Source organism: Natrinema versiforme, from assembly GCF_005576615.1.
In the GTDB taxonomy this organism is placed as follows: Archaea; Halobacteriota; Halobacteria; order Halobacteriales; family Natrialbaceae; genus Natrinema; species Natrinema versiforme_A.
In genome coordinates, this window is record NZ_CP040330.1 from 2,206,549 (window position 1) to 2,228,867 (window position 22,319).

General features: G+C 66.6%; 19 protein-coding genes and 1 pseudogene. 6 read left to right on the plus strand and 14 right to left on the minus strand.

Features of this window, described 5'->3' with window-relative positions; all coding sequences use genetic code 11:
• Positions 1–4: 4 nt before the first annotated feature.
• The 5 genes from FEJ81_RS10875 to FEJ81_RS10895 form a co-directional block, all read right to left on the minus strand.
• Positions 5–1,867, minus strand: coding sequence for a PAS domain-containing sensor histidine kinase (locus FEJ81_RS10875; RefSeq protein WP_138246763.1), 1,863 nt, complete (start codon positions 1,865–1,867; stop codon positions 5–7).
• A gap of 237 nt (positions 1,868–2,104) precedes the next feature.
• Complete coding sequence (locus FEJ81_RS10880; protein ID WP_138245311.1) at positions 2,105–3,337, minus strand: GNAT family N-acetyltransferase; 1,233 nt, start codon at positions 3,335–3,337, stop codon at positions 2,105–2,107.
• Between the two features lie 54 nt (positions 3,338–3,391).
• On the minus strand, positions 3,392–4,549 hold the full coding sequence (locus FEJ81_RS10885) for a pyridoxal phosphate-dependent aminotransferase (RefSeq protein ID WP_138245312.1): 1,158 nt from the start codon (positions 4,547–4,549) through the stop codon (positions 3,392–3,394).
• Between the two features lie 2 nt (positions 4,550–4,551).
• Positions 4,552–5,037 (minus strand): Lrp/AsnC family transcriptional regulator, encoded by a 486-nt coding sequence (locus FEJ81_RS10890; protein ID WP_138245313.1) that lies wholly within the window; start codon positions 5,035–5,037, stop codon positions 4,552–4,554.
• Positions 5,038–5,412: 375 nt separating this feature from the next.
• Positions 5,413–6,054 (minus strand): hypothetical protein, encoded by a 642-nt coding sequence (locus FEJ81_RS10895; RefSeq protein WP_138245314.1) that lies wholly within the window; start codon positions 6,052–6,054, stop codon positions 5,413–5,415.
• Between the two features lie 116 nt (positions 6,055–6,170).
• On the opposite strand from FEJ81_RS10895, the gene FEJ81_RS10900 reads away from it, so the two are divergent.
• The 3 genes from FEJ81_RS10900 to FEJ81_RS10910 all read left to right on the plus strand — a co-directional run bounded on the left by FEJ81_RS10900 (position 6,171) and on the right by FEJ81_RS10910 (position 8,952).
• Positions 6,171–6,782: a thioredoxin family protein gene (locus FEJ81_RS10900; protein ID WP_138245315.1), complete on the plus strand. Its 612-nt coding sequence runs from the start codon at positions 6,171–6,173 to the stop codon at positions 6,780–6,782.
• 93 nt (positions 6,783–6,875) lie between these two features.
• On the plus strand, positions 6,876–7,664 hold the full coding sequence (locus tag FEJ81_RS10905; RefSeq protein ID WP_138245316.1) for an HpcH/HpaI aldolase family protein: 789 nt from the start codon (positions 6,876–6,878) through the stop codon (positions 7,662–7,664).
• A gap of 127 nt (positions 7,665–7,791) precedes the next feature.
• Positions 7,792–8,952, plus strand: a complete 1,161-nt coding sequence (locus tag FEJ81_RS10910) for a mechanosensitive ion channel family protein (RefSeq protein WP_138245317.1) — start codon at positions 7,792–7,794, stop codon at positions 8,950–8,952.
• A 33-nt stretch (positions 8,953–8,985) separates the two neighbouring features.
• Here FEJ81_RS10910 and FEJ81_RS10915 read toward each other — a convergent pair whose 3' ends face one another.
• Positions 8,986–10,104: an NADH:flavin oxidoreductase/NADH oxidase gene (locus FEJ81_RS10915; protein WP_138245318.1), complete on the minus strand. Its 1,119-nt coding sequence runs from the start codon at positions 10,102–10,104 to the stop codon at positions 8,986–8,988.
• Positions 10,105–10,240: 136 nt separating this feature from the next.
• On the opposite strand from FEJ81_RS10915, the gene FEJ81_RS10920 reads away from it, so the two are divergent.
• Positions 10,241–11,119, plus strand: coding sequence for a BtpA/SgcQ family protein (locus tag FEJ81_RS10920; protein ID WP_138245319.1), 879 nt, complete (start codon positions 10,241–10,243; stop codon positions 11,117–11,119).
• 17 nt (positions 11,120–11,136) lie between these two features.
• On the opposite strand, the gene FEJ81_RS10925 is transcribed toward FEJ81_RS10920, so the two are convergent.
• The 4 genes from FEJ81_RS10925 to FEJ81_RS10940 all read right to left on the minus strand — a co-directional run bounded on the left by FEJ81_RS10925 (position 11,137) and on the right by FEJ81_RS10940 (position 14,596).
• A complete protein-coding gene (locus FEJ81_RS10925; protein ID WP_138245320.1) occupies positions 11,137–12,375 on the minus strand; it encodes a tripartite tricarboxylate transporter permease in 1,239 nt (412 codons plus the stop codon).
• Positions 12,376–12,534: 159 nt separating this feature from the next.
• Positions 12,535–12,888: a 50S ribosomal protein P1 gene (gene rpl12p, locus FEJ81_RS10930; protein ID WP_138245321.1), complete on the minus strand. Its 354-nt coding sequence runs from the start codon at positions 12,886–12,888 to the stop codon at positions 12,535–12,537.
• Between the two features lie 21 nt (positions 12,889–12,909).
• Positions 12,910–13,962 (minus strand): 50S ribosomal protein L10, encoded by a 1,053-nt coding sequence (locus tag FEJ81_RS10935; RefSeq protein ID WP_138245322.1) that lies wholly within the window; start codon positions 13,960–13,962, stop codon positions 12,910–12,912.
• A 1-nt stretch (position 13,963) separates the two neighbouring features.
• Complete coding sequence (locus FEJ81_RS10940) at positions 13,964–14,596, minus strand: 50S ribosomal protein L1 (protein WP_138245323.1); 633 nt, start codon at positions 14,594–14,596, stop codon at positions 13,964–13,966.
• A 298-nt stretch (positions 14,597–14,894) separates the two neighbouring features.
• Here FEJ81_RS10940 and FEJ81_RS10945 point away from each other — a divergent pair, with 298 nt between their 5' ends.
• A complete protein-coding gene (locus FEJ81_RS10945; RefSeq protein WP_138245324.1) occupies positions 14,895–15,473 on the plus strand; it encodes a hypothetical protein in 579 nt (192 codons plus the stop codon).
• A gap of 305 nt (positions 15,474–15,778) precedes the next feature.
• On the opposite strand, the gene FEJ81_RS10950 is transcribed toward FEJ81_RS10945, so the two are convergent.
• From FEJ81_RS10950 to FEJ81_RS10970, 4 genes and pseudogenes are all read right to left on the minus strand, one after another.
• A complete protein-coding gene (locus tag FEJ81_RS10950; RefSeq protein ID WP_138245325.1) occupies positions 15,779–16,267 on the minus strand; it encodes a 50S ribosomal protein L11 in 489 nt (162 codons plus the stop codon).
• A 91-nt stretch (positions 16,268–16,358) separates the two neighbouring features.
• Positions 16,359–16,743: pseudogene (cutA, locus tag FEJ81_RS24410) on the minus strand (divalent-cation tolerance protein CutA).
• Positions 16,744–16,798: 55 nt separating this feature from the next.
• Positions 16,799–16,990, minus strand: a complete 192-nt coding sequence (locus FEJ81_RS10965) for an HEWD family protein (protein ID WP_138245327.1) — start codon at positions 16,988–16,990, stop codon at positions 16,799–16,801.
• A gap of 126 nt (positions 16,991–17,116) precedes the next feature.
• The gene (locus tag FEJ81_RS10970) at positions 17,117–18,628 is read right to left on the minus strand and encodes a phosphoenolpyruvate carboxykinase (ATP) (RefSeq protein WP_138245328.1); all 1,512 of its coding nucleotides are present in this window, start codon (positions 18,626–18,628) and stop codon (positions 17,117–17,119) included.
• A gap of 295 nt (positions 18,629–18,923) precedes the next feature.
• Here FEJ81_RS10970 and FEJ81_RS10975 point away from each other — a divergent pair, with 295 nt between their 5' ends.
• Positions 18,924–22,313, plus strand: a complete 3,390-nt coding sequence (locus FEJ81_RS10975) for a disk-shape morphogenesis protein volactin (protein WP_138245329.1) — start codon at positions 18,924–18,926, stop codon at positions 22,311–22,313.
• The last annotated feature ends 6 nt before the right edge of the window (positions 22,314–22,319 follow it).

The window sequence follows — 22,319 nt, forward strand, 5'->3', positions numbered from 1 at the left end:
CCGCCTACTCGAGGCGGCGCTCGAGGGTCGTCACGTCCCGAATCTCGATCCGGGTCCCGCCGTTCGCGCCGTTGGAGACGGTACACTCCCAGTCGTGGGCTTCGGCGATGGCCCGGACGAGAGCGAGGCCGAGCCCGTCGATCGCGGTGTCGTCGTCGTGGGTCGGATCGAGCACGCGGTCGTGTGCGTTCGGGGGGATTTCCGCGGCGTCGTCGAGGAGGAAAAAGCCGCGACTGCCGCCGTCCTCGAACCCGACGAGGCCGATCTGAATCGTCACGTTCACGTCGCCGTCGGCCCGCGCGACGGCGCTGTCGAAGGCCGTCTCGAGGAGGTGGACGAAGCGGTCGGGATCGGCTCGGAGCGCGGCCGAACCGTCGACGATGACGCTGTCCGCGTCGAGGCGTGACTCGCTGACGGCGTCGGTGATCGCCGACTCGAGGCGGAGCCGACTGCGGGTACCGACGGCCGAGGCGTTCCGGGCGAACTCCCGGACGTCGTCGACGAGGCCCTCGGCGCGGTCGAGCGTCGTTTCGACGGTGTCCTCGGCCAGCGGGAACTCCCACTCGTCGGCCGTGTCGTCCTCGAGCGCGTCGGCGACGGCCGTGAGTTGGTCTTTCAGATCGGTCGAGAGCACGTCTGCGACGGCCTCGAGGCGCTCGGTCTGGCGCTCGAGTTCGGCGGTTCGATCCCGGAGGACCCGTTCCCGATCGGCTCGGTCGAGGGCGGCCCGCGTGTTCTCGACGAGCGTCGAGATGAGGTCGACGTCGGTCTCGTCGAATCGGTCGGGGTCGAGCGCGCCCGTCATGAGGACGCCGTGGGTGCCGATCGGGGCGATGATCTCCGACCGGAGCGGCGTGTCCGGATTGTAGAGTTCGCCGACGGTCTCGAGGTCGTCGAACCGTTCGACCTCGCCGGCCTCGAAGACGTCCCAGACGAGGCCTTCGCCGGGGTTAAACCGCGGCAGGCCGCCGAACTCGTCGTGTGCGCCGGCGGTCCCGGCCACGGGCTCGAGATAGCCCTGTTCCTCCTCGAGCAGCCAGACGCCGCTGATCGGGAGGTCGAGCAGGTCGCCGCCGGCGTGGACCGAGATCGCACAGATCTCTTCCGGATCGTCGGACTCGAGGAGCCAGCGGGTGATCTCGTGGAGCGACGTGACGACGCGATCGTACTCGTGTTGATCGGTGATATCGCGAACGACGGCGGCGACGGTCGCGGTGTCGTCCTCGATCGGGACGAACCGGAACTCGCCCATCCGGTCGTCGCCGTCCGGACCGGTGTAGGGGAGTTCGAGTTGCCGGCGATCCGCGTTGCCGACATCGACGTCGGTGATCGCCTGCCCGATATCGACGGCGTGCTGGTCGTCGATGCCCGCTAGTTCGGTCAGAGTTTCGACGTGCTCGCCGTCCAGTGCCGACCGATCCGCCCCGAGGAGGGTTTCGGTCGCGCCGTTGATCGCGACGATTTCGCGGTTGCGATCGAGCGTGATGACGGCGTCCCGGATCGCCTCGACGACGGCGGCGTGTTGGGCCACCGTCGTCTCCTGTGCCCGCCGCTCGGTAACGTCGCGCATGTACACGGACAGTCCGGTCGTCGACGGATAGGCCCGCGCTTCGAACCAGGTCTCGAGGTGCGTGTGATAAATCTCGAAGGAGACCGGGACCTGTTCGTCCATCGCGCGGTGGAATCCGTCCGGAAACTGCGTCTCGACGGTCTGGGGGAACTCGTCCCACATGACCCGTCCGATCAGGTCCTCGCGGGAGCGCTTGAGCAGCGTTTCGGCCCGCTCGTTGAGATACGTGAACCGAAAGCCGGTATCGAGTGCGAAAAAGGCGTCCGTCACCCGGTCGACGATCGGCACGGATCGCATGGTCACGACTCGCCACCCCCGTCGGACGACGGATTCGTCCCCCCTTCGCGTCCGAGGCAATCGCCTCTCGCGGCCGTTGACATCATCGACAGACAGTCAGCACATAGTTTGTGAAACCCCTATTTGAGTGTCGTGGCCGAGCGATGGCGTGTCTCTCAGTAACATGGTTCGCCGCCCGGTCGCGAATCCCGTCCGTCATCCCGAACCGAATGGACTCCCCGCGAGCCGCCGACCTGCTCAAAACCGGTCTCCGAGAAAGACCGTCGTTTCGGGAAACAGCGTCGACATCGTCTCGAGCGACGACGCGTCCGTCGTCTCGAGTCGCCCCGTTCGCTCGAGAGCGGCCGCGGACTGGAACCCGACGACGAGCTGGGAGAGCGCGCCGATATCGAGGCGAACGTCGGCGGACGACTGCAGAGTCTCGTGATCGCGCAGTCGGCGACAGTCGGCGCGACCGTCCGAGACCGCGAGGCGGAACGTGCCGTCGTTCCACTCGGCGAGCGGGTCCTCGACGGCGATCGTCACGGTCGCGTCGCGGTCGGGGTAGGCGACTGCGGACAGCGTCTCCGCGATGTCGACGACGCGGACCATCGGCCCGTCCGCGACGGTCGTCTCGATCTGGTCCGGCTCTCGAGCGATCGCACGAAGCGGCACGTCGTCGGCCACGCGGAGGCGAACGCGCTGAACCTGTGACTCGTGATCGTAGCAAAAGGACAGCAGCGCCAGCACGGCGTCGTGATCGATGGCGGCGAGTTCGGAGACGACCATCGTCCGATCGCCGTCCGTCCCGTCCATCGTGTAGACGAGATATCCTCGTACCTGCCCGTTGCGCTCGTACGCGTAGACGAAGGGGTCCCGCTCGGAGCCGGCGAAGACGCGGTGTCGCCACCACTCCTCGTCGCGCTCGAGGGCGAGCGAGTACCGGTCGGCGTACGTCTCGTAGGCCGGTTCGAGCGCCTCGTACTCGTCGGCCTCGAGTCGGCGGAACGACCCCGCGTCCCGATCGACGGCGTCGGACGCGACCGAGAGCACGCTCGGTTCGCACTCGTGAGTGACGAGCCGAGTGCAGGTATCCCAGCCGTACTGCCGGTAGAACCGATACCGGAACGGCCACAGGACCGAGAACCGCACGTCGTGGTCGCGATACTCGGCGAGCGACCGGGCGAGCAACTGCCGGACGTAGCCGCGACGGCGGTACTCGGGCGGGGTCGCGACCGACGCCAGCCCGGCGGTTCGATGGACATCGCCCCGGACGCGCGACTCGAGCCAGTAGTGCCGACAGACGCTGCGCGGCTTTGCGTCGTCAGCCGCCCCGTCCTCGTACACGCCGCGCCGGGAGCCGAGGGTGTCCCGCGGCGTTTCGTGGTCCGCGGGATCGTACGCCGGAACCCCTTCCTCGGGCCGGAACGCGTAGCTGCGATACTCGTGGAACACGTCCCGTTCGTCCGGAATGGGACGATAGTCGACCATACTACGGAGAGCGCGGGCGACCGAGAAAAACTGTTCGTGATATCGTCGTCGGCCTCAGACGTGTTCTTCGACGAAGGCCTCGATCCGGTTCAGCGCCTTCCGCAGGTCCTCGAGCCCGGTCGCGTAGGAGATCCGCAGGTGACCCTCGCCGCCGTCGCCGAAGACGTCGCCGGGGACGACCGCGACGCCCTGCTCGCGCAGGACCTCCTCGGCGAACTCCTCGGCGGTAAAGCCCTCGGGAACCTCGGGGAAGCAGTAGAACGCGCCCTTGGCCTCGAAGACGTCCAGCCCGATCTCGCGGAATCGCGAGAGGACGAACTGCCGGCGGCGATCGTACTGATCGACCATCTCTTGGACCTCGTTCGCACAGGAGTCGAGCGCCTCGAGGGCGGCGTGTTGGGCCGTCGTCGGCGCGGACAGCATCGTATACTGGTGGATCTTGTTCATCGCGCCGATGGCGTCGGCGGGACCGAGGGCGTAGCCAAGTCGGAGGCCGGTCATCGCGTGGGCCTTCGAGAAGCCGTTGAAGACGATGGTGCGCTCACGCATCCCCTCGAAGCTCGCGATCGATGTGTGCTCGCCGTCGTACGTTAGCTCCGCGTAGATCTCGTCCGAGAGGACCGTCAGATCGTGCTCGCGGGCGAACTCGGCGACTGGCTCGAGGTCTTCGGCGGGCATGATCGCGCCCGTCGGGTTGTTGGGATAACAGAGGACCAGCATGTCCGCGTCGGCCGCGCCGGCCGCCTCGAGGCCCTCGACGGTGAGTCGGAAGTCGTCCTCCTCCCTCGTCGGGACCGGTAGCACCTCGCCGCCGGCGAAGATGACGCCGGGTTCGTAGGAGATGTACGACGGCTGGGCGATCGCGACCGTGTCGCCGGGGTCGACGAACGCCCGGAAGGCCAGATCGACCGCCTCGCTCGCGCCGGCGGTGACGAGGATCTCCTCGTCGGGGTCGTAGCCAAGTTCGAACCGGTCGGCGACGTAGTCCGCGATCGCCTCGCGGAGTTCGCGCTTGCCCCGGTTGGCCGTATAGGAGGTCTTTCCCTGCTCTAAAGAGGTGATCGCCGCGTCGCGGGCCGCCCACGGCGTGGCGAAGTCGGGTTCGCCGACGCCGAGCGAGATGACCTCGTCGCGTTCCTCGGCGATCTCGAAGAAGCGGCGAATGCCCGAGGGCGGCACCGTTCGCACGCGGTCTGACAGTTCGAACGTCATGGTCAGGGTGAGAACGAGAGGCGGTCGTCGCCCTCGCCGTCGCCGAGTTCGATCCCGTTCTCCTTGTAGGAGGTCATCACGTAGTGGGTGACCGTCTGGGTGATCTCGGGAACCGGCGCGACCTTCTCGCTGATGAACTGCGAGACCTCGCGGATGGAGTCGCCCTCGACCTCCATATCGAAGTCGTAATCGCCGCTGATCAGCCGCAGGGCTTTGACCTGCGGGAACCGTGCGAGGCGCTCCGCGATATCGTCGTAGCCCGTCTCGCGGTCGAGCGTGACGTTCAACTCGACCTCGGCTCGGACGCGTTCGTCTTCCAGTTTGTCCCAGTCGACGACCGCCTGGTACCCCCGGACGACGCCCGCTGCCTCGAGCTCCTCGATGGTCGCCTCGACCTCGGCTTCCTCGAGGTCGGTCATTCGCGCGATATCCGCCGCGGAGTAGCGCGCGTTCTCACGAAGCAACTCGAGCACCTCGCGTTCGCTCATATGCACCCTCATCGCAGGGTGGGCAAAAAGGCGTTGCTACTCGCCGTCGATTTCGACGCTGGTCGGAACCTCGCGGGAGAACGGCTGCAGAGACACTGAATAGACGCCTCCCGGAACCACTGTTCTAATGCAGCGACGACTCACAGCGCGGACAGATTCGCGACTGCATCGGCACGCGTCGATTGCAATTGGGGCAGGTAATCTCTTCCTCGAGCTGGAACCAATGCGGGCGAGCCATTGTAACCGCTCCGAGGGTTCCACGTCCGCCGTATAATACTCACTGCAAGAAATAGTGACTGTGACTACGGCATGTTAGTCATGCGTTCTGACATTCGTCCGATGGACCGCTTTCGAACGCGTGCGCTGCACTGAGAATTATCGGTAATTCTTGAACAGCAGCGCTCGCACGTCGTCTTTCGTCTGGACCTGTTCGGTCGATCCGTCGGGGAGTTCGACGGTGTACCGGTAGTCCGCTGAGTCCGATTCGTCCCACTTGTCGTCGTGGGTCTCGAGCAGGCTCATCATCTCGTCTAACATATCGTCGTCGTCGGCCGAGCCGTCACCGTCGCCGCCGTCGTCGCTGTCGTCGTCTGCGGTCCCGTCGGCTCTGTCGTCGGCGTCCGATTCGCCGTCGGATTCCGCTTTGTCGTCCGCCTCGTCTTCGCTCGAGCCGTCGTCCACCCCGTCAGACTCGGAATCGGGGTCGTCGGCCTCCTCGTCGAGAACCTCGTCGGCCGCCGGAGCCTCGCCTTCGACGTAGGAGACCTCCTCGAGTTCGTGGGGATCGTTGTCGCCCTCGATCGCGGCCCCGACGGACGCGGCGACATCGTCGGTCGCCGAGGAGTCGAACTCGCCGTCGATGTCGATCTCGATGTCCTCGTCGAGGTTGTCGATCAGGAACTGGACGGCGTCCCGTTCGCGGACGAAGCCGTACTTGCCGACGACCGAGTCGGAGATTTCCTCGCGGAGGTGCTGGATGAACGCGTACTGTTCGTCGGTGACCTCGAGCGTCTTCATACCCAGTCGATGCGGCCGGGGGTACTAATATGTAAGTCGTCGCGGTCGTCTCTGACTCGAGCGAGGCGACTGCCCCGAACGTGATCATTAAGGACGAACGACTCGAAGTATCCGATATGGTTCTCCAAGAGTCCGAGTCGGAACTCGAGGCCGGCGACGCCGCGCCGGCGTTCGAACTCGAGGGCGTCGACGGCGAGACGTACACGCTCGAGAGCTTCGCCGACGACGAGGCGCTGCTGGTCGTGTTCACGTGTAACCACTGCCCGTACGCGCAGGCGAAGTTCGACCTGCTGAACGAGTTGGCCGAGGAGTACGACGACGTGTCGGTTGTCGGAATCAACTCGAACGACGCCGAGGAGTACCCCGAAGATTCGTTCGAGAAAATGCGGGAGTTCGTCGACGACGGGAACGTCCAGTACGACGCCTACCTCCGGGACGAGAGTCAGACCGTCGCCCGCGAGTACGGCGCTGTCTGTACGCCGGATCCGTTCCTCTTCGAGAACAGCGCGGCGCGTGGCACCGCGGATAGTCGAGCGGCCGAGCCGCGAGAGGACGGCGGGGAGTTCCGACTGGCCTACCACGGCCGACTCGACGATGCCCCCAACCCCGACGACGAGCCGAGCCGGTTCGAGATCCGCGAAGCGATCGACGCCGTCCTGGCCGGCGAAGACATCGACCTCGAGTGGCAGCCCTCCCGTGGCTGTTCGATCAAGTGGAAAGACGAGTAATCCGCTTTCACTTGCCGTTTTAGATCGGCTGGCCCAGAAATTAGGTCGTTCAGCCCCAGACTTTAGTCGCCCGCCGGTGTGGAAGACAGCGGTATGAGTCAGGAACCGCGCGGTAACGCGCTCCGCGAGACGCTCGAGAACGACGAGGTCGCGCTGGGCGTCCTCGAGAACACGTACAACCCGGCGGTCGTCGAACTCTACGCGGCCCTCGGCGCGGACTTCGTCTGGATCGACCTCGAGCACGGCGGGCCGAGCCCGCGGGACGCGGAGACGCTGGAATCGCTCCTGCGGGCGGCCGACGGCACCGACACGGAGCTACTGGTGCGCGTGCCCGACACCGATCCGTCGCTGGTTCGGAAGGTGCTGGACGCGGGCGTTCGGAACGTGTTCCTTCCGCGGGTCGGCAGCAGCGAGGAACTCGAGGCCGCAGTCCGAGCGGGCCGGTTCGAGTACGACGGCGAGCCCGGCCGGCGCGGGATGGCGAATCCGCGCGCGAGCCGCTGGGGACTCACCGACGACTACGCGACGAGCGAAGACGATTCCGTCGTCGTCGGCGTCACGATAGAGACCGCGTCGGCGCTCGACGACCTCGAGTCGATCCTCGACGTTCCCGAACTCGGGTTCGTCTTCATCGGCCCGCTGGATCTCTCGGTCTCGCTCGGCCATCCTGGCGAAGTCGACCATCCCGAGGTCGAGGAAGCCGTCGAGACGATTCGGTCGGCGGCCGTCGACGCGGGCGTACCGGTCGGCGGGCTCGGATTCGGGATGGACGATGTCAACGAGAAAGCGCGGAACGGCTACCAGTTGCTGAACATCGGGACGACGACCGGCGCGTTACAGTCCTCGGTCACCGGCTGGCTGGACGACTACGACGGCCGCTAACCGACCCTAATCGGCCCGCGGCGTCTCTCAAGGATCGTTCAGCCGACGAGACCGACTGACAGCGATCGGGCGGTTGCAACTGCCGGGGTGGCCCTCAAATACGCCGACTCGCTACCATCGACGCCGAATGTCCCGTCTCCTCTCGAGTCCCTTTCCGCTTCGAGCGCCCCTCCGACCGGAGCCGATCCCGTGGCTGCAAGAGACCTATCTGTCGTCGTTCGAGGCGCAGGTGGTCGCGACCCTGCTGGTCGTCGCGCTGCTCCCCGTCGGGATCAGGGGTGCCTCGTCCGTCCGTTCGATCGTCCGTCGTCGCAACGGCAGGCAACTCGCCGAGGCGAGCGCCGTCCTCGTGCTCGCGATCGTCGTAGTCCTCTCCGTCTACACGTTCAGCGTGATCTGGCAGGTTACCTACGTGCTCAGGGTCACCCTCGAGACGATGCTGATCGACCGGTGGCTCGCTGCCCAGCAACTGATCAGCGCCGGGGTGGTCGTCACCGCCTACCTCGCGATCAGGTTCGTCAACCGATCGATCGACAAGTTGGCCCAGACGAACGCGCTCACCAAACACCAGAGCGAGGTCGCCTATCACGTCACGGATATCGGGATCGTCGCCTTCGCCGGGACCGTCTTGCTCACCCTCTGGGGGATCGACCTGACTAACATCTTCATCGGCGCGGGCGCGATCACGGCGGTCGTCGCCCTGACGGCTCGGGAAACGCTGACGGCCATGCTCGCCGGATTCATCCTGCTGTTCTCGCGGCCGTTCGCCGTCGGCGACTGGATCGAGGTCGACGAGACGACCGGCATCGTCACCGATGTCACCATCTTCACGACCAAGATCCAGACGTTCGGCGACAAGCACGTCCTCGTCCCCAACGATCAGGTCACGAACAGTCCGCTGACGAACTACTCGAAGAACGACCAGCTCCGGATCGACGTCGACGTCGGCGTCGACTACACCGACGACCTCGAGGACGCCAGATCGGCTATCGTCGACGCCGTCGGCGACCTCGAGGAGATCAAGAACGCGCCCAACCCGCAGGTGATCGCGAAGCGGTTCGACGAGTCGGCGGTGGTCCTCGAGTGTCGCGTCTGGATCGGCGATCCGACGATGCGACGCAAGCTCGACGCCCAGACGGCGATGATCGAAGCGATCATGGACGCGTTCGACCGCGAGGGGATCACGATCCCCTACCCCCAACGGGTCCACGCCGCTCGCGACGAGCCCGGGTTTCGGGTGAGCGGCCCGAATCCCGAAGAGACGGGGATCAGGACAGTCAACGACTGAGCGGGCGGCACCCGCCGCAGTCGGCTGCGGTGACTACCGCTGGACCGCGCGACGGTACTGGATCGGCCACTCCTTCGCGGCCGCCTCGGGATCGCGCTCGAGGTCGCCGGCCGCGCGCAGCCCGAAGTACGGATCGCGGAGGAACTCCCGACCGACGAGGACGAGGTCGGCCCGGCCGTTCCGGACCAGCGCGTCGGCCTGTTCGGGTTCAGTGACGCCGCCGACCGCGCCGACGGCGATATCGGCACCTTTCCGAACCTGCTCGGCCAGCGGCACCTGGAAGTTCGGCCCAGCCGGGGGAGCCTGTTCGGGGTGGAGCCCGCCCGAACTGACGTCGACCAGATCGACGCCCAGTTCGGCGAGGTCGTCGGCCAGTCGCACCGACTGCTCAATGTCCCACGAGTCGCGGTCGTCGAGCCAGTCCGTCCCGGAAATACGGACGAACACCGGCTTGCCGTCCGGCCAGACCTCGCGGACGGCCGCGACCACTTCGCGGACCAGTCGGGTCCGGTTCTCGAAGCTGCCGCCGTAGTCGTCCTCGCGGGTGTTCGTGACCGGCGAGAGGAACTCGTGGAGCAGGTAGCCGTGTGCCGCGTGGACCTCGGCGATCTCGAAGCCGGCCTCGAGCGAGCGCTCGGCCGCGGCGCGGTAGGCGTCGATCACGCCCTGAATGTCCTCGGCGTCGGCCTTCCGCATCGCCGGCCGGTCGCCGTCGAACGGCGGATAGGCATCCGGCGACGGCGAGAGGACTTCCCAGCCCGACGCGCCGTCGGGGTCGGTCTCGTCTGGGCCGATCGGGAGGTTGCCATCCCACGGGCGCTTCTTGCTGGCCTTGTGGCCCGCGTGGGCGAGCTGGATTCCCGGCACCCCGCCCTGCTCGCGGACGAACTCGGTGATCGGCTCGAGCGCGGCCGCGTGCTCGTCGCTCCAGATGCCGAGGTCGTGGGGCGTGATCCGTCCCTCGGGGGAGACGGCGGTCGCTTCGGTCATGACGATGCCGGCCCCGCCGACGGCCCGGCTCCCGAGGTGGACGCGGTGCCACTCAGTCGGCAGCCCGTCGGGGTCACAGGAGTACTGACACATCGGCGAGACGGCGATTCGGTTCGGTGCCTCGAGATCGCCCACCGACAGCGGAGAGAGTACGTCGGTCATCGACAGACCGTAGTCACGGCGTTGGGAAAACGACCGCGGACGGGGATGGCATTGCCGCCTACTGTGGTGCCGCGTCGCAGACCGCATCCGCGGCGGTCCCACGACCACTTATCCCGATCGCGGGCGGAGAGCCGGTATGACCGCCTCGAGTCCGTTCGATGCAAGCCCGCCCGTTTCGGCCCTGTTCGAGACTGACTGCCCAGTCATCGGCATGGTTCACCTCCCGCCGCTGCCCGGCGCACCGGGGTTCGGTGAGGGGGACGAGAACGAAGACGGCCGCGAAGCCGTCCGCACCCGCGCGCTCGAGGACGCCGCCCGACTCGAGGCGGGCGGGATCGACGGCATCATCCTCGAGAACTTCGGCGACGCGCCGTTCTATCCCGAGGACGTGCCGAAACACGTCGTCGCGGAGATGACCGCTCTCGCGACGGCGCTGACGGATGCCGTCGACGTACCGGTCGGGGTCAACGTGCTTCGCAACGACGCCGCCGCGGCGCTGTCGGTCGCCGCGGCCGCCGCTGCCGACTTCGTCCGCGTCAACGTCCACGTCGGCAGCGCCGCGACCGATCAGGGGGTCCTCGAGGGCCGCGCCCACGAGACGCTCCGGTTGCGCGAGCGACTCGAGGCCGACGTCGCGATCCTCGCGGACGTCCACGTCAAGCACGCGACGCCGATCGGCGAGACCGAGATCGGACGCGCAGCCCTCGAGACGGTCGAGCGGGGCGGGGCCGACGGCGTCATCGTCTCCGGCCCCGGAACCGGCGCGGAGACGCCGATCGCGAACATCGAGCGCGTCGCCGAGACGCTTGACGGTCCCGACGGCGACCGCGCGCCGGTGTTCGTCGGCAGCGGCGTGACGAGCGAAACGGTCGCCGACTGTCTCGAGGCGGGCGCGGACGGCGTCATCGTCGGCACCGCGCTCAAACGCGGTGGCGAGACGACGAACCCCGTCTCGCGGGAGCGCGTCGAGAGACTCGTGGCGTCCGCTCGAGCGGCCGGCTCGAGCGACGACTGAATCCGGTCGCCGGCGAATCAGAGACCCAGCATCAACGGCCCGATCAGTACGCCCATCAGGTGGACCCGTCGGCACCGCAATCGGACCGGGACCAGTCCGATCGCGGTCGCTGCGGCGAAAATCGCGACGCCGAGCGGGCCGGTAAACAGGTACGAGAGGACGAGCAGCAGGGCGAGAACGGCGGCCGAAATCTTCCAGTAGGTGAGCCGACCGACCAACTCGAGATAGGCGTCCCCAACGACGATCACGAGCGCGAAGCCGAGCAGGCCCGCGAGGACCACGCCCGCGAGCAGGATCGGTAACTCGAGCGGCGCGGCCGTTTCCTCGAAGGCGACCAACACGCCGGTTCGGGGCTGGCCGAGGGCGACCAGCGCGAACAGCGCGAAGATGGTGTTCGCCGTGTCGACGCCGCTGGTCGCGACGATGTAGCCGCGGTCGCTGGCTCCGTCGGGGACGACCGCCAGCACCGCGACGGCGGCGATGGCCGCCGAAATCCCCGGGATGTAGCCGACCACGGCACCTGCGAGCGCGCCGGCGACCGCCGTCGTCCCGACGAACCGTCGAGACGTCGTGACCTCCTCACCGTCCTGTGGCGGAATACCGCTCCCGCGAATCGCGTCGATCAGCACTGGCGCACCGAAGAGTCCGGCGAAAAGAGGGGCGAGGGTGCCGCCCGCCTCGAGCGGGGCGTCCACCGAGAGATCGAGCGTGAGTGCGCCGAGGCCGGTCGCGAGCGCGAACGAGCACAGCCCGCCGAACCGGCCGCGCCACGTGGGCTCCGAGGCGACCAAGGCGACCGCGACCATCGCGAGAACGAGCGACAGGTGCGCCCGAATCGTCGGATAGGCGGCCGTCACGGCTCGAGTCACGGGGACGGCGAGCGGGACCGCCGCAAGCACGGCGAGGATACTGCCGAGCGCGGAGAGCCGGATCGCTTCGGAGCCCCGCCCCTCGAGGACCAGCCGGTGGCCCGGCAGTGCGGTGATCGCCATCTCGGCGTCGGGCACCCCGAGCGCCATCGCTGGGACCGCGTTCAGGAAGGTGTGGACGACGCCCGCGGCGAGCATCGCACAGCCGACGAACAGCGGCGGGCCCGGAACCGACGGCGCGGCCCCCGCGAGCAGGAACGCGAAGTTGTTGGCGTGGAGCCCCGGAACGAGCCCGCTACAGCCGCCAAGCAGCGAACCGGCGAGCACCCACGCGAGGAGTTGCAGTGTCAGCGCCGGCTCGGTGACGACCTCGACTGAGGCGGGCATCGGCGGCTCTGGCCGCGCCCTCGGTTATAGGCTCTCGGATCGGCACTCGCCGATCAAGCCAGCAGCCGGGCTGGTCCGAGACGGACGGCGTCGCCACTCGCCCTCGAGTCGAAAGAAAAATCGGCGTTGACAGCTCGTCGAAACCGGATCGACGCGACGTTATCCGAAGAGTTCGCCGAGGCCTTCGCCGTCTGCCTCGTCGTCCTCGTCGTCGTCGTCCGTCGTGTCCGGCACGTCGCTGGTCTCTTCGGCTTCCTCGTCGGCTTCGTCGCCGCCTTCGTCAGCGGCGGCCTCGCCACCCGCGGCACCGCCTGCGGCGGCCCCGCCAGCGGGGACGGCTGCGGCCTCGGAGACTGCCTCGTCGATGTCGACGTCCTCGAGCGCGGCGACGAGCGCCTTGACTCGGGACTCCTCGACGTCGACGCCGGCGGCGTCGAGCACGTTCGTCAGGTTGTCTTCGTTGATCTCTTCGCCCGATTCGTTCAGGATGAGTGCAGCGTATACGTATTCCATTGTTGTGTCCTCGTGTAGTCGTTATCCGAACATTTCGCCGAGACCGGCCGCGCCATCGCCGTCGTCTTCGTCGTCATCGTCATCGTCGGCGTCAGCATCGGCGTCTTCGGTCTCAACGTCGTCTTCGGTCTGGTCGTCGGCCGATTCGTCTTCGTCGTCGGCTGCCGCCGGCTCGGCGGCCGCCGCAACGTCCTGAAGTTCGTCAGGAAGCGCCTCCTCGTCGTCGATCTGGGCAGCGATCGCACGCAGCTGTGCGTCGGCCTTGCTGACGAGGTCGGGCATGAGGGCTTCGTCCTCGATCGCGGCCTGCAGGCCGAGGCTCTTGGCCTCGCCCGTGGCCTTCGCGACGAGCGTCGGCGCGGTCGACTCGGTCGGGTAACTCGCGTTGACCGAGAGGTTCCGTCCGCGAGCGGCGGCCGTCGCCACGTCGCTCCGGTAGGCCTCGATGTCGATGTCGAGATCCTCGGGATCGAAGAGGACGCCGTCGGCGATGACGGCGCGAAGGTCGAGACCGACCTCCTTGGGCTCGATACCGAGTTCGTTGAGGACGTTCGCCAGATCCACGGAGACTTCTTCGCCGGCCTCGAGGACCGTCGAGTCTTCCATGACCTGGATCGACCCTTCTTCGATGCGCGCGTTCGCACCGATTCCCTGGAGTTCACCGACGAACGGCCCCGGGTCGACACCGGTGTCCCCTTCGGGGATGACGATGTCGTTCGGGGCGACCTCGCCCTCGTTGATCGGGGCGGGGGTCTTCGATGCCTCGAGTTCCTTGTAGAGCGAGAACGGGTTCTCGTTGGTCGCGATGATCCCGACCTGTCCCCCGATGTGCTCGACGAGGTCGTCGAGTCCGGCTTCCTCGAGTGCGTGCGTCTGCAGGGTGTTGCGGCTGACGCGCAACACGGCGGTCCCGTACAGGTCGCGGCGCATGTCCTGGAGCTGTTTCGAGGGGATGCCGGCGATGCCGACGATGCCGACGCTCTCGTAGTCGTCGATGATCTGTGCGAGTTCGTCGACTTCCTCTCGCTTCCACTGGGGAAGGTTCTCGGTTTTGCGTTCAGCCTGTGCGCTCATATTAGGCTACCTCCACGGACGGGCCCATCGTCGTCTTGACGTAGACGGCGTCGATGTTCTGGGGCCCCTTCTCGAGGTCGGCGTGCAGTCGACGCAGAATAACGTCGATGTTGTCGCCGATGTTCTCGGCGTCCATGTCTTCGGCGCCGACGAGCGTGTGGAACGTTCGTCGGTCGCCGGAGCGAAGCTGCACGGTGTTTTTGAGCCGGTTGACGGTTTCGACGACGTCGTCGTCGGGCGCGAGCGGGTCCGGCATCTTCCCTCGGGGACCGAGAATGGTACCGAGGTGCCGGGCGATGTCTTGCATCATCGCCTCTTCGGCGATGAAGAAGTCCGTCTCGTCGGCCATGTCCTTCGCGTCGTCGTCGTCCAGATCGGCCACGTCGTCCACCGAAAGGACCTCGTCCGCCGCCTCTTCGGCGCGGACTGCGGTCTCTCCTTCGGCGATGACGACGATCCGAGTCTCCTGGCCGGTTCCGGCCGGCAGGACGATCGACTCGTCAACGCGGTTCGACGGTTCGTTCAGGTCTAAGTCGCGCAGATTAATCGCGAGGTCTACCGTCTCGGTAAAGTTCCGGTCCGGCGAGTCCTCGAGTGCGCGGGCTACTGCTGTTTCAATATCCGAATCTGCCATCGTTCACCTCCGTAGTACGCAGGGTTTGCTCCTACGGGTCAGTGAAACAGGCGATGCCTGTCTCCCTTGGACCAAGTGCCATCCCGAACTTAAACCCGTCGAACTGCCAGTACACTCGTCGCACGGCAGTTCTCACCGTCTCGCTCGGCCAACGCGGTACTGCGGCAGTCAAGACCGGGATACCGAACTGCTGCGTTCCGCGATAGTCATCGATTAGAGACAGTCCCATCGATCGAAAGTTCTATAATGCAGGTTCATGTAACATAGGTCTATGGGGCCATTAGACTTATATACTATAATGGGGTCGGCGGCGTTCGACTCGGTCGCCACGCTGTCGTCCGGTGGTGGATTCGAGGCGTATCGCTCGCTCGAGCCGCTCGTTCAAGCGGGGATTCAGTTCGCGGGGACCGTCCTCGTCGCGATGATCGTGCTCGGACTGTGCCAGCGCTCCGGCACACAGGCCGTGACGAAAGCGCGCCGCAGTCCGATCATCTCGATCTGTATCGGGGTGCCGGGCCTGCTCGTCGTCGGCGGCCTCGCGAGCACGGGCTATCTGATCGTCGACTCGAGTCTCGGGGCGTTCTTCGGCATTCCGCTGGTGGTTCTCGGGGTGACGGTCCTGCCCGTGACGACGGCGATCGGCTTCGTCGCGATCGGCCGTACCGTCGCCTCGCGGTTCGGCGACGACCGGTTCAGTGTCGGCATCCTCGTCGGCGCGCTCCTCAGCGGAATCGCCGGACTGTCGCTGCCGGTGACCGTCGCCCTCGCCGGTCTCGCCGGCGTGCTCGGCATCGGCGCAAGTCTCCGTGTCGTGTTCGGTGCGGCCGGGACGGCGCGTCCGGACGATCGGACCGTCCCACCCGCAAACAAGATTTAGCGATCCGGTCGGCCGCGAATCTGCGGTCCGTTCTTGTTCCTTCGACTCCAGCACAGCGCCGCTTTCTCTGTCTCATCGACGCTGTCGAACGCCGGTACTCCGACTCGGTCCGTCGAGCGATCGAGAGACGACTCACTCGCGCGTGGACAAGCCAATAGAGAGGGAAACCGGTGATACGTCTCTTCTAAGACGGAAAATCGAAAGAACGGGTTCTCGCTCGCGTCTCGAGCGCGTCGATTACGCTTCCGCGCCGTCCACGAGGACAACGAAGCGCTCTCTTCGTTCGCGCTTCGAGCGCTTGCGGCTTACGCTTCCGCTTCAGCCGCAAGCACGTCGTCGTACTCGCCGTCGTCGACTCGCTGCTTGAACTCTCGAGCGTCGTTGCCTTCGATGGTGACGCCCATCGAGGCGCAGGTGCCGACGACTTCCTTCGCGGCGTTGATCGTGTCGTAGGCGAGCAGGTCGGGGTGTTTCTGCTCGGCGATCTTCTTGACCTGTTCGACGGAGATGTCCGCGACGAAATCCTTCTGGGGCTCGCCGCTGCCGGTCTCGAAGCCGGCCTCGTCTTTGACCAGTGCCGCCGTCGGCGGGACACCGACGTCGATCTCGAAGGAGCCGTCGTCCTCGTAGTCGACGGTGACGGGGACTTCGGTCCCGTCGAAGGCTTCGGTCTGATCGTTGATCTCCTGTACGACAGCTTGCACGTCGACGGGGGTCGGTCCGAGCTCGGGACCGAGCGGTGGGCCAGGGTTGGCCTGGCCACCCGGAACGAGCACTTCGATGGTTCCAGCCATACCCGTCACAACCCGTGCGCGAGTTTTAAGGGTTGCTAATTCGGGCAGTCGTCGTCTGTGAGCGACTGACGTACGCTCCCCGCGACCGCGATTACTCGACGCTGTCCGCCCGCCAGTCCGCGAACGACTCGAGGACGTCGTCCTCGTCGAAGCGCTCGATACAGGGGACGTCGTAGGGGTGGAGTTCCCGCACGCGCGCGACGAGGCCGTCGTAGGCGTCGTCGGTCGTCTTCGCGAGTAACACGACTTCGTCGTCGCGGTGAATCTCGCCCTCCCAGCGGTATAGTAGCTCTTGAAAGTCAATGCACACCCGATCGCAAGATAGCGTTGCGATCGGTGTGTGAATCGTTTCAAGAGCTACTATAGGTCGAGGTCGTCTCGAGTCGATTGACGCAGGCGGCAAGTCGCTCCTCGACCACTGTCTCGGCGAGTTCGTCGGCCGCGTCGGGCGGCGCTGTCACGTAGACGGTCGGCATGGAAGCCGCTACGCTCGTTCGGGGGAAAAGGACTGCTCTCGGCGACGGGCGGCGATCAGCTGTCCGTCTCGCCGACGGGCGTGAAGGTGCCGGTGATGTCCCACTCGTGAATGCAGTGTGGATTGCCGACCTGTTTCTCGCCGTCGTCGCGGGCGATTTGCCAGGCCTCGAGGTTTTCGTCCCACTGTTCGCCTCGACCGCACGCTTCGCATACTCTCGCGGTCGGTTTTCGTACCTGTGCGCTCATTACCCAACCGTGAGAACTCGACACATATAACGGTATTCGTGTGCGGCGAGTGCCGCCCCGCAGTTCGGGGACGAACCGGGTCTGAAAGCCGGGGTCGTTCGCGCGCCGATGCGTGGGAGCGGCCGATCAGTAGACGGCCGCTTTGATCTCCTCGCGGAGTTGGTCGAACTGCTCGAGGTAGTCGCGGCGTTCGGCGCGCAGCTCTGCGAGCGCGTCGTCGTAATCGTCGACATGGTCGGGGACGTAGTAGTCCTCGATGTCGAGTCCCGGGACGGAGTCGGGGATCGTCAACCCCATCTGCTCGTCGTGGCTCCACTCGATGGTGCCGCGGGCGGCCTCGGTGAGGATCGTCACGGACTCGGTGACGCCGATATCTTTCGATTGCTCGCCGAGGTACCCCGTATTGATCACATAACAGTCGGCGTCGAGGATGTCGATGAGTTCGTGGAAGATGTTCCCTTCCTCGCCCTCGGGACCGATGATGAAGGGGTTCGTGCCGACGACGCGGATCGACTCGCCGGCCCGCGACGGGTCGCCCGCGCTGGTCTCGATCGACTCGCCCAGCATGAACGCGACGGCGGCCTGCTCCTCGTCGAGTTTGGCCACCGGCGGCATCAGCGGGTTTCGGGTGATGAAGAAGACCTGATCCAGCCGGTCGAGGTCGATCTCCTCGTCGGCGCTCTCGAGTTCGTCGCGCCGGATGATCGCCCGGGAGTTCGAGGTGTAGCGGTCCTCGTCGAAGTGGACGGTGCCGTCGTCGTCGACCGCGACGTTCTCGAGGATCGCCGACTCGGTGGTCGCGGCCTCGTAGAGTTCCGGCTGCTCGTCCTCGTCGAGGCCGATCGTCTTGATGAACAGCCCCTCGCCCTCGCTGCCGGCGACGGAGCCGTCCGAGAGGAGGCCACAGACGTCGTCCTGCAACATCGCGGCGTCTTCGGGCTCCTCGAGCCAGCAGCCGTGGGAGGTCAGGGTCGATTTGCCGGTCGCGGAGAGGCCCATGAACACCTGTCCGACGGTCTGGAGTTCGCCGTCAGCGTCGCGGACGCGGACCCGTTTGCTGCCCGCGTGAAGCCCGAGGCCGCCCTGCTGTTTGATCCGGTACATGTACAGCCGGAGGAACGACTTCTTGGCTTCGCCGATGTAGTCCGTTCCGAGGACGGTCGTCACGCCGGTGTCGGGCCGGACGCGGATCGCGGTTTCGTCGTAGTCGGGCAGGTGGACGGTGTAGAGATCGGGGTCTCGTCCGTCGGTCGGCTCGAACAGACTCGCCCACGCGTAGGCGATTCGAGCGTGCTCGACGGGGACGAACAGGCGACAACAGAACGCCGCCTCCGAATGACGCCCCATCAGTCGATCGACGCAGAGCATCTCGCGGTCGCCCGCGATGTCGAGCGCGTCGTCAACGAGTTCGTGATCGCGGTCGGTAAAGTCGTCGTCGACGGCGTTTTTCGTCAGGTCCGCGCTCCGCGAGCGGACCTCGCTGACGTACGACGCCGATCCGAACTCGGTCGTCGTCTCGGCGGGCTCGGCGAACTCGCGCAGTTCCTCGAGCGACGGATTGTACCGAACGTTCGACGCTGTGGTCGGATCCGGAAGCTGTCGGACCAGCGGACGGGACTCCGTCCCGGTTTCAGACATACACGTGACCCACCACTGCCCTGATGTATAAACATGGAGGATTTTGCTCGTCGTGTGTCACGACCTACCAGCGACGTAATGAGATATGGCGTTTCATACGCTGTATAGGGTCCGAGTAACAGTTTCATTATCCCTCAAAAACAGTCAAAGTTCAGAGGAGTATGGAATAGGTACTCGGGTGAGAAATAATTCTATCGGAGGGTGCTGGGAGCGGACCGACACCGGGTGCGGACCGATTTTCACATCTGGTACTGTGGGGCGAACTTCCAAGAGGGCGGTTCGAGTTGCCGAGGACATGGATTACGGTCTCGATATCGGACCGGAGGCGATCCGGGCCGTCACCGACGCGGGCGACGGCTCGACGATCGAATCGGTCCCGCCGGTCGCGATACCGGTCGACGACGCGGCGCTCTCGGGGGAGGGCCACACGATCGAGGAGGACGGAACGACGTACGCGGTCGGCTCGGACGCTCGAGCGGCCGCTGAGGAAGCGGCGGAAACGCCCAGATCGCTGTTCGAGAACGGGGTACTCGCGACGGGGACGACACCGTCCGCGACGGCGGTCTTGGACGCGCTCATTGACGACATCCTGTCGGACGCGACGGATGGCCGACTCTGTTACACGACGCCGGGCCCGTTCGCCGACGCGTCGGCGTCGACCGACGCCCACCGCGAGGCCGTCGAGTCGGCCCTCGCCGACCGTGGGGTCGATGCGACGCCGATCAGTAAAGGGTTCGCCGTCGTCTACGACCAACTCGCGGCCGACAACTACACCGGCCTCGGCATCTGTCTCGAGTCCCAGACGACGAGCGCCGCGCTCGCGTACTACGGCGTTCCGGCGATGGCCGTTTCGATCCCGAAGGGCCGCGAGTGGATCGTCGAGCGCGCGGCGAGCGACACCGGTCACGCCCCGTCGCAGGTCGCCGGCGTGCTCGAGGAGTTCACGCTCGACCCGGACGCGGCCGCGGGCGGGATCGAGAGCGCGCTCGCGGCGGCCTACGACGACCTGCTCGCCGCGTTGATCGACGCGATCCGGGACGAGGCCGACGAGAGCGACGTCCAACAGGGGCTGTCCGTCCCGATCGCGATCGCCGGCGAGGGCGCGATCGAGGGCGTCGAGTACCTGATCGGCGGTCGGTTCGACGCGGCGACGCTCCCGTTCTCGGTCCGGGGTGTACGACTCGCGGACGGCCCCGCGACGAGCGCTGCCACCGGCGCGCTCGCGGCGGCTCGAGACGATGTCGAGGCCGATGTGACGATCACCCGGTCAGCCGCAGGTTCCGAAAGCGACGCCGACGGCACCAACGAACCCTCGAGCGCGGACGAGGCGGCCCCGGCGAGCGGGGCGACCGAATTCGCGTTCGACGACGGATCGGCCGCCGACCGGGCGACCGAGCGCACCGACGACGCCATCGACCAGTTGTTCGACCGGCTCGCGAACCGCGACGCCGAGATCGAGTCCGTCCGCGAGGACCTCGAGGCCCTGTTCGACGACCTCGAGTACATCGAGGAACGAACGGCCGCGGCCGAAACGGTCGACGAACTCGACGAGCGCCTCGAGTCGTTCGCAGACGACCTGACCGATCTCGAGGCCGAGAGCGAAACCCACGCGAGCGACGACGCGGTCGACGACCTCGGTGACGATCTCGAGGATCTCGACGACGACCTCGGGGAGCTCTCGGAGTCGCTCGCGGCGCTAACGGACGAGGTGGGCGATCTCGACGCCGAACTCGAGGCCGTCGAGACCGCCGCGGCCGACGAGCGAGGGGCCCTCGACGAGCGGCTCACAGACGCGACGGCCGACCTCGAGACCGTCGCCGAGCGGACGGATGCGGTCGAAGACGGGCTCGACGCCGTCCGGACGGACCTCGACGAGATTCGGACGACTCTCACCGATCTCGAGGAGACCGCCGCGACCGAAGCGGCCCTCGAGGAGGTGACCGACCGCGTCTCCGAACTGACCGGCGACCTCGACGATCTCGAAGCGGCCGTCGATCGCGCCGAAACGCGAATCGACGGCGTCTCCGGCCGACTCGAGGAACTGAGCACGCGGATCGACAGCGTGTCCGGCCGGCTCGAGGAGCAATCCGAGCGGACCGACGCCCGGTTCGACGCGGTCGAATCGACCGTCGACGAGGAGATCGCGGCCGTCGATGACGAACTGGAGACCGTCCGCGAGACGGTAGACGACCGCGCTGCGGCCCTCGAGGCCGTTCGGGACGTGATCGACGACCTCGAGGAAACGGCAGCGGACGACGAGCGAGTCGATGGGATCAGCGACGATCTAACGGACCTCGAGGCGGCGGTGTCGGACCTCGACGATTCGATCGCGGGCGTCTCGGAAATGCTGGATGACCTCGAGTCGCGGACGGCCGCCGTGGAGACCGTCGACGGACTGGCGGCCGATCTCGAGGACACCGACGAGGACCTCGACTCCCTCGAGTCGGAGCTAGGGTCACTCGAGGAAACGCTCGAGCAGCGACTCGACGAGACGGCCGCGGACCTCGAGAGTCGGATCGAGACCGTGACGGACGCGATCGACGACGATCTCGCGGGACTCGAGGCGACCGTCGAACGGCTCGAGGACGAAACGGTCGCAGGCGACGAACTCGACGAGGTGTACGACTCGCTTGCCGACGCGACCGACGAGATCGATGCGGTGGCCGCGTCCGTGGATACCGTTGCGACGGACCTCGAGGCCGTCGCGGACGAGGTGGACGACCTCGACGACGCGCTCGAGGCGGAAGTGAGCGAGATCCGGACGGCCCTCGATGACCGGGTGAGCGACGTTCGATCGACGGTCTCCGAGGATGTCGACGAGGTCGAGGAAACCGTTTCCGGCCGGATTGATGACGTGGAGGCGACGCTCGACAAGCGCGTGACGACGGCCCGAACGACGCTCGAGGACGATATCGAGACCCTCCAAGCCGACCTCGAGCGCGAGACTGAATCGCTCACCGAGACGGTCTCGGAGACCGGCGACCGAGCCGCCGACAACGACCGGCGGCTGGACGAACACGACGACCGGTTCGAGGCGGTCACGTCGACGCTCGAGGCCGTCGAAACCGATATCGACGGCGTGAGCGACGACCTCGCGACGCTCGCGGATCGGGTCGACGAGGCCGCCGAAATCGCCGACACAGCCGCGAGTGACGAGGACCTCGTGGCGATCGAGGACGACGTCTCGGGACTCGCCGATCGCCTCGAGTCGCTTCGAACGGATCACGACGACCTCGCTGGGGCCGTCGACTCGCTCCCCGACGACTCGGCGATCGAGACGCTCGATAGCGACGTCCGGACCCTCGACGGCGAGGTCCAGACGCTCCGTGGCGACGTACAGGCGGCCGATGACGATATCGACTCGATGGACGAGCGCGTGACGACGGTCGCCGAGCAGCTTTCGGGGCTCGAGCAGCAGATCGAGGCGATCGAGAATCGAGTCGACGATGTCGAGGATGGGGCGGAACAAGCCGAAGAACTCGAGGCGATCCGGGCAGACCTCGAGGCCGTTCGGGCGGACGCAACCGCCGAGCCGTCGCTTCCGCAGGCGGTCGTCGCGGGCGGTGGCGGCGCGGGCGTCGTGGCCGGAAGCGTCGCCGCGCTCGCGGGCGATGTGGTGATCGGTGGCAGCGCGGCCCTCGTTGGCCTCGTGCTGCTCGGAGTCACAGTGGTGCTCGCTCGCTGAGTCACT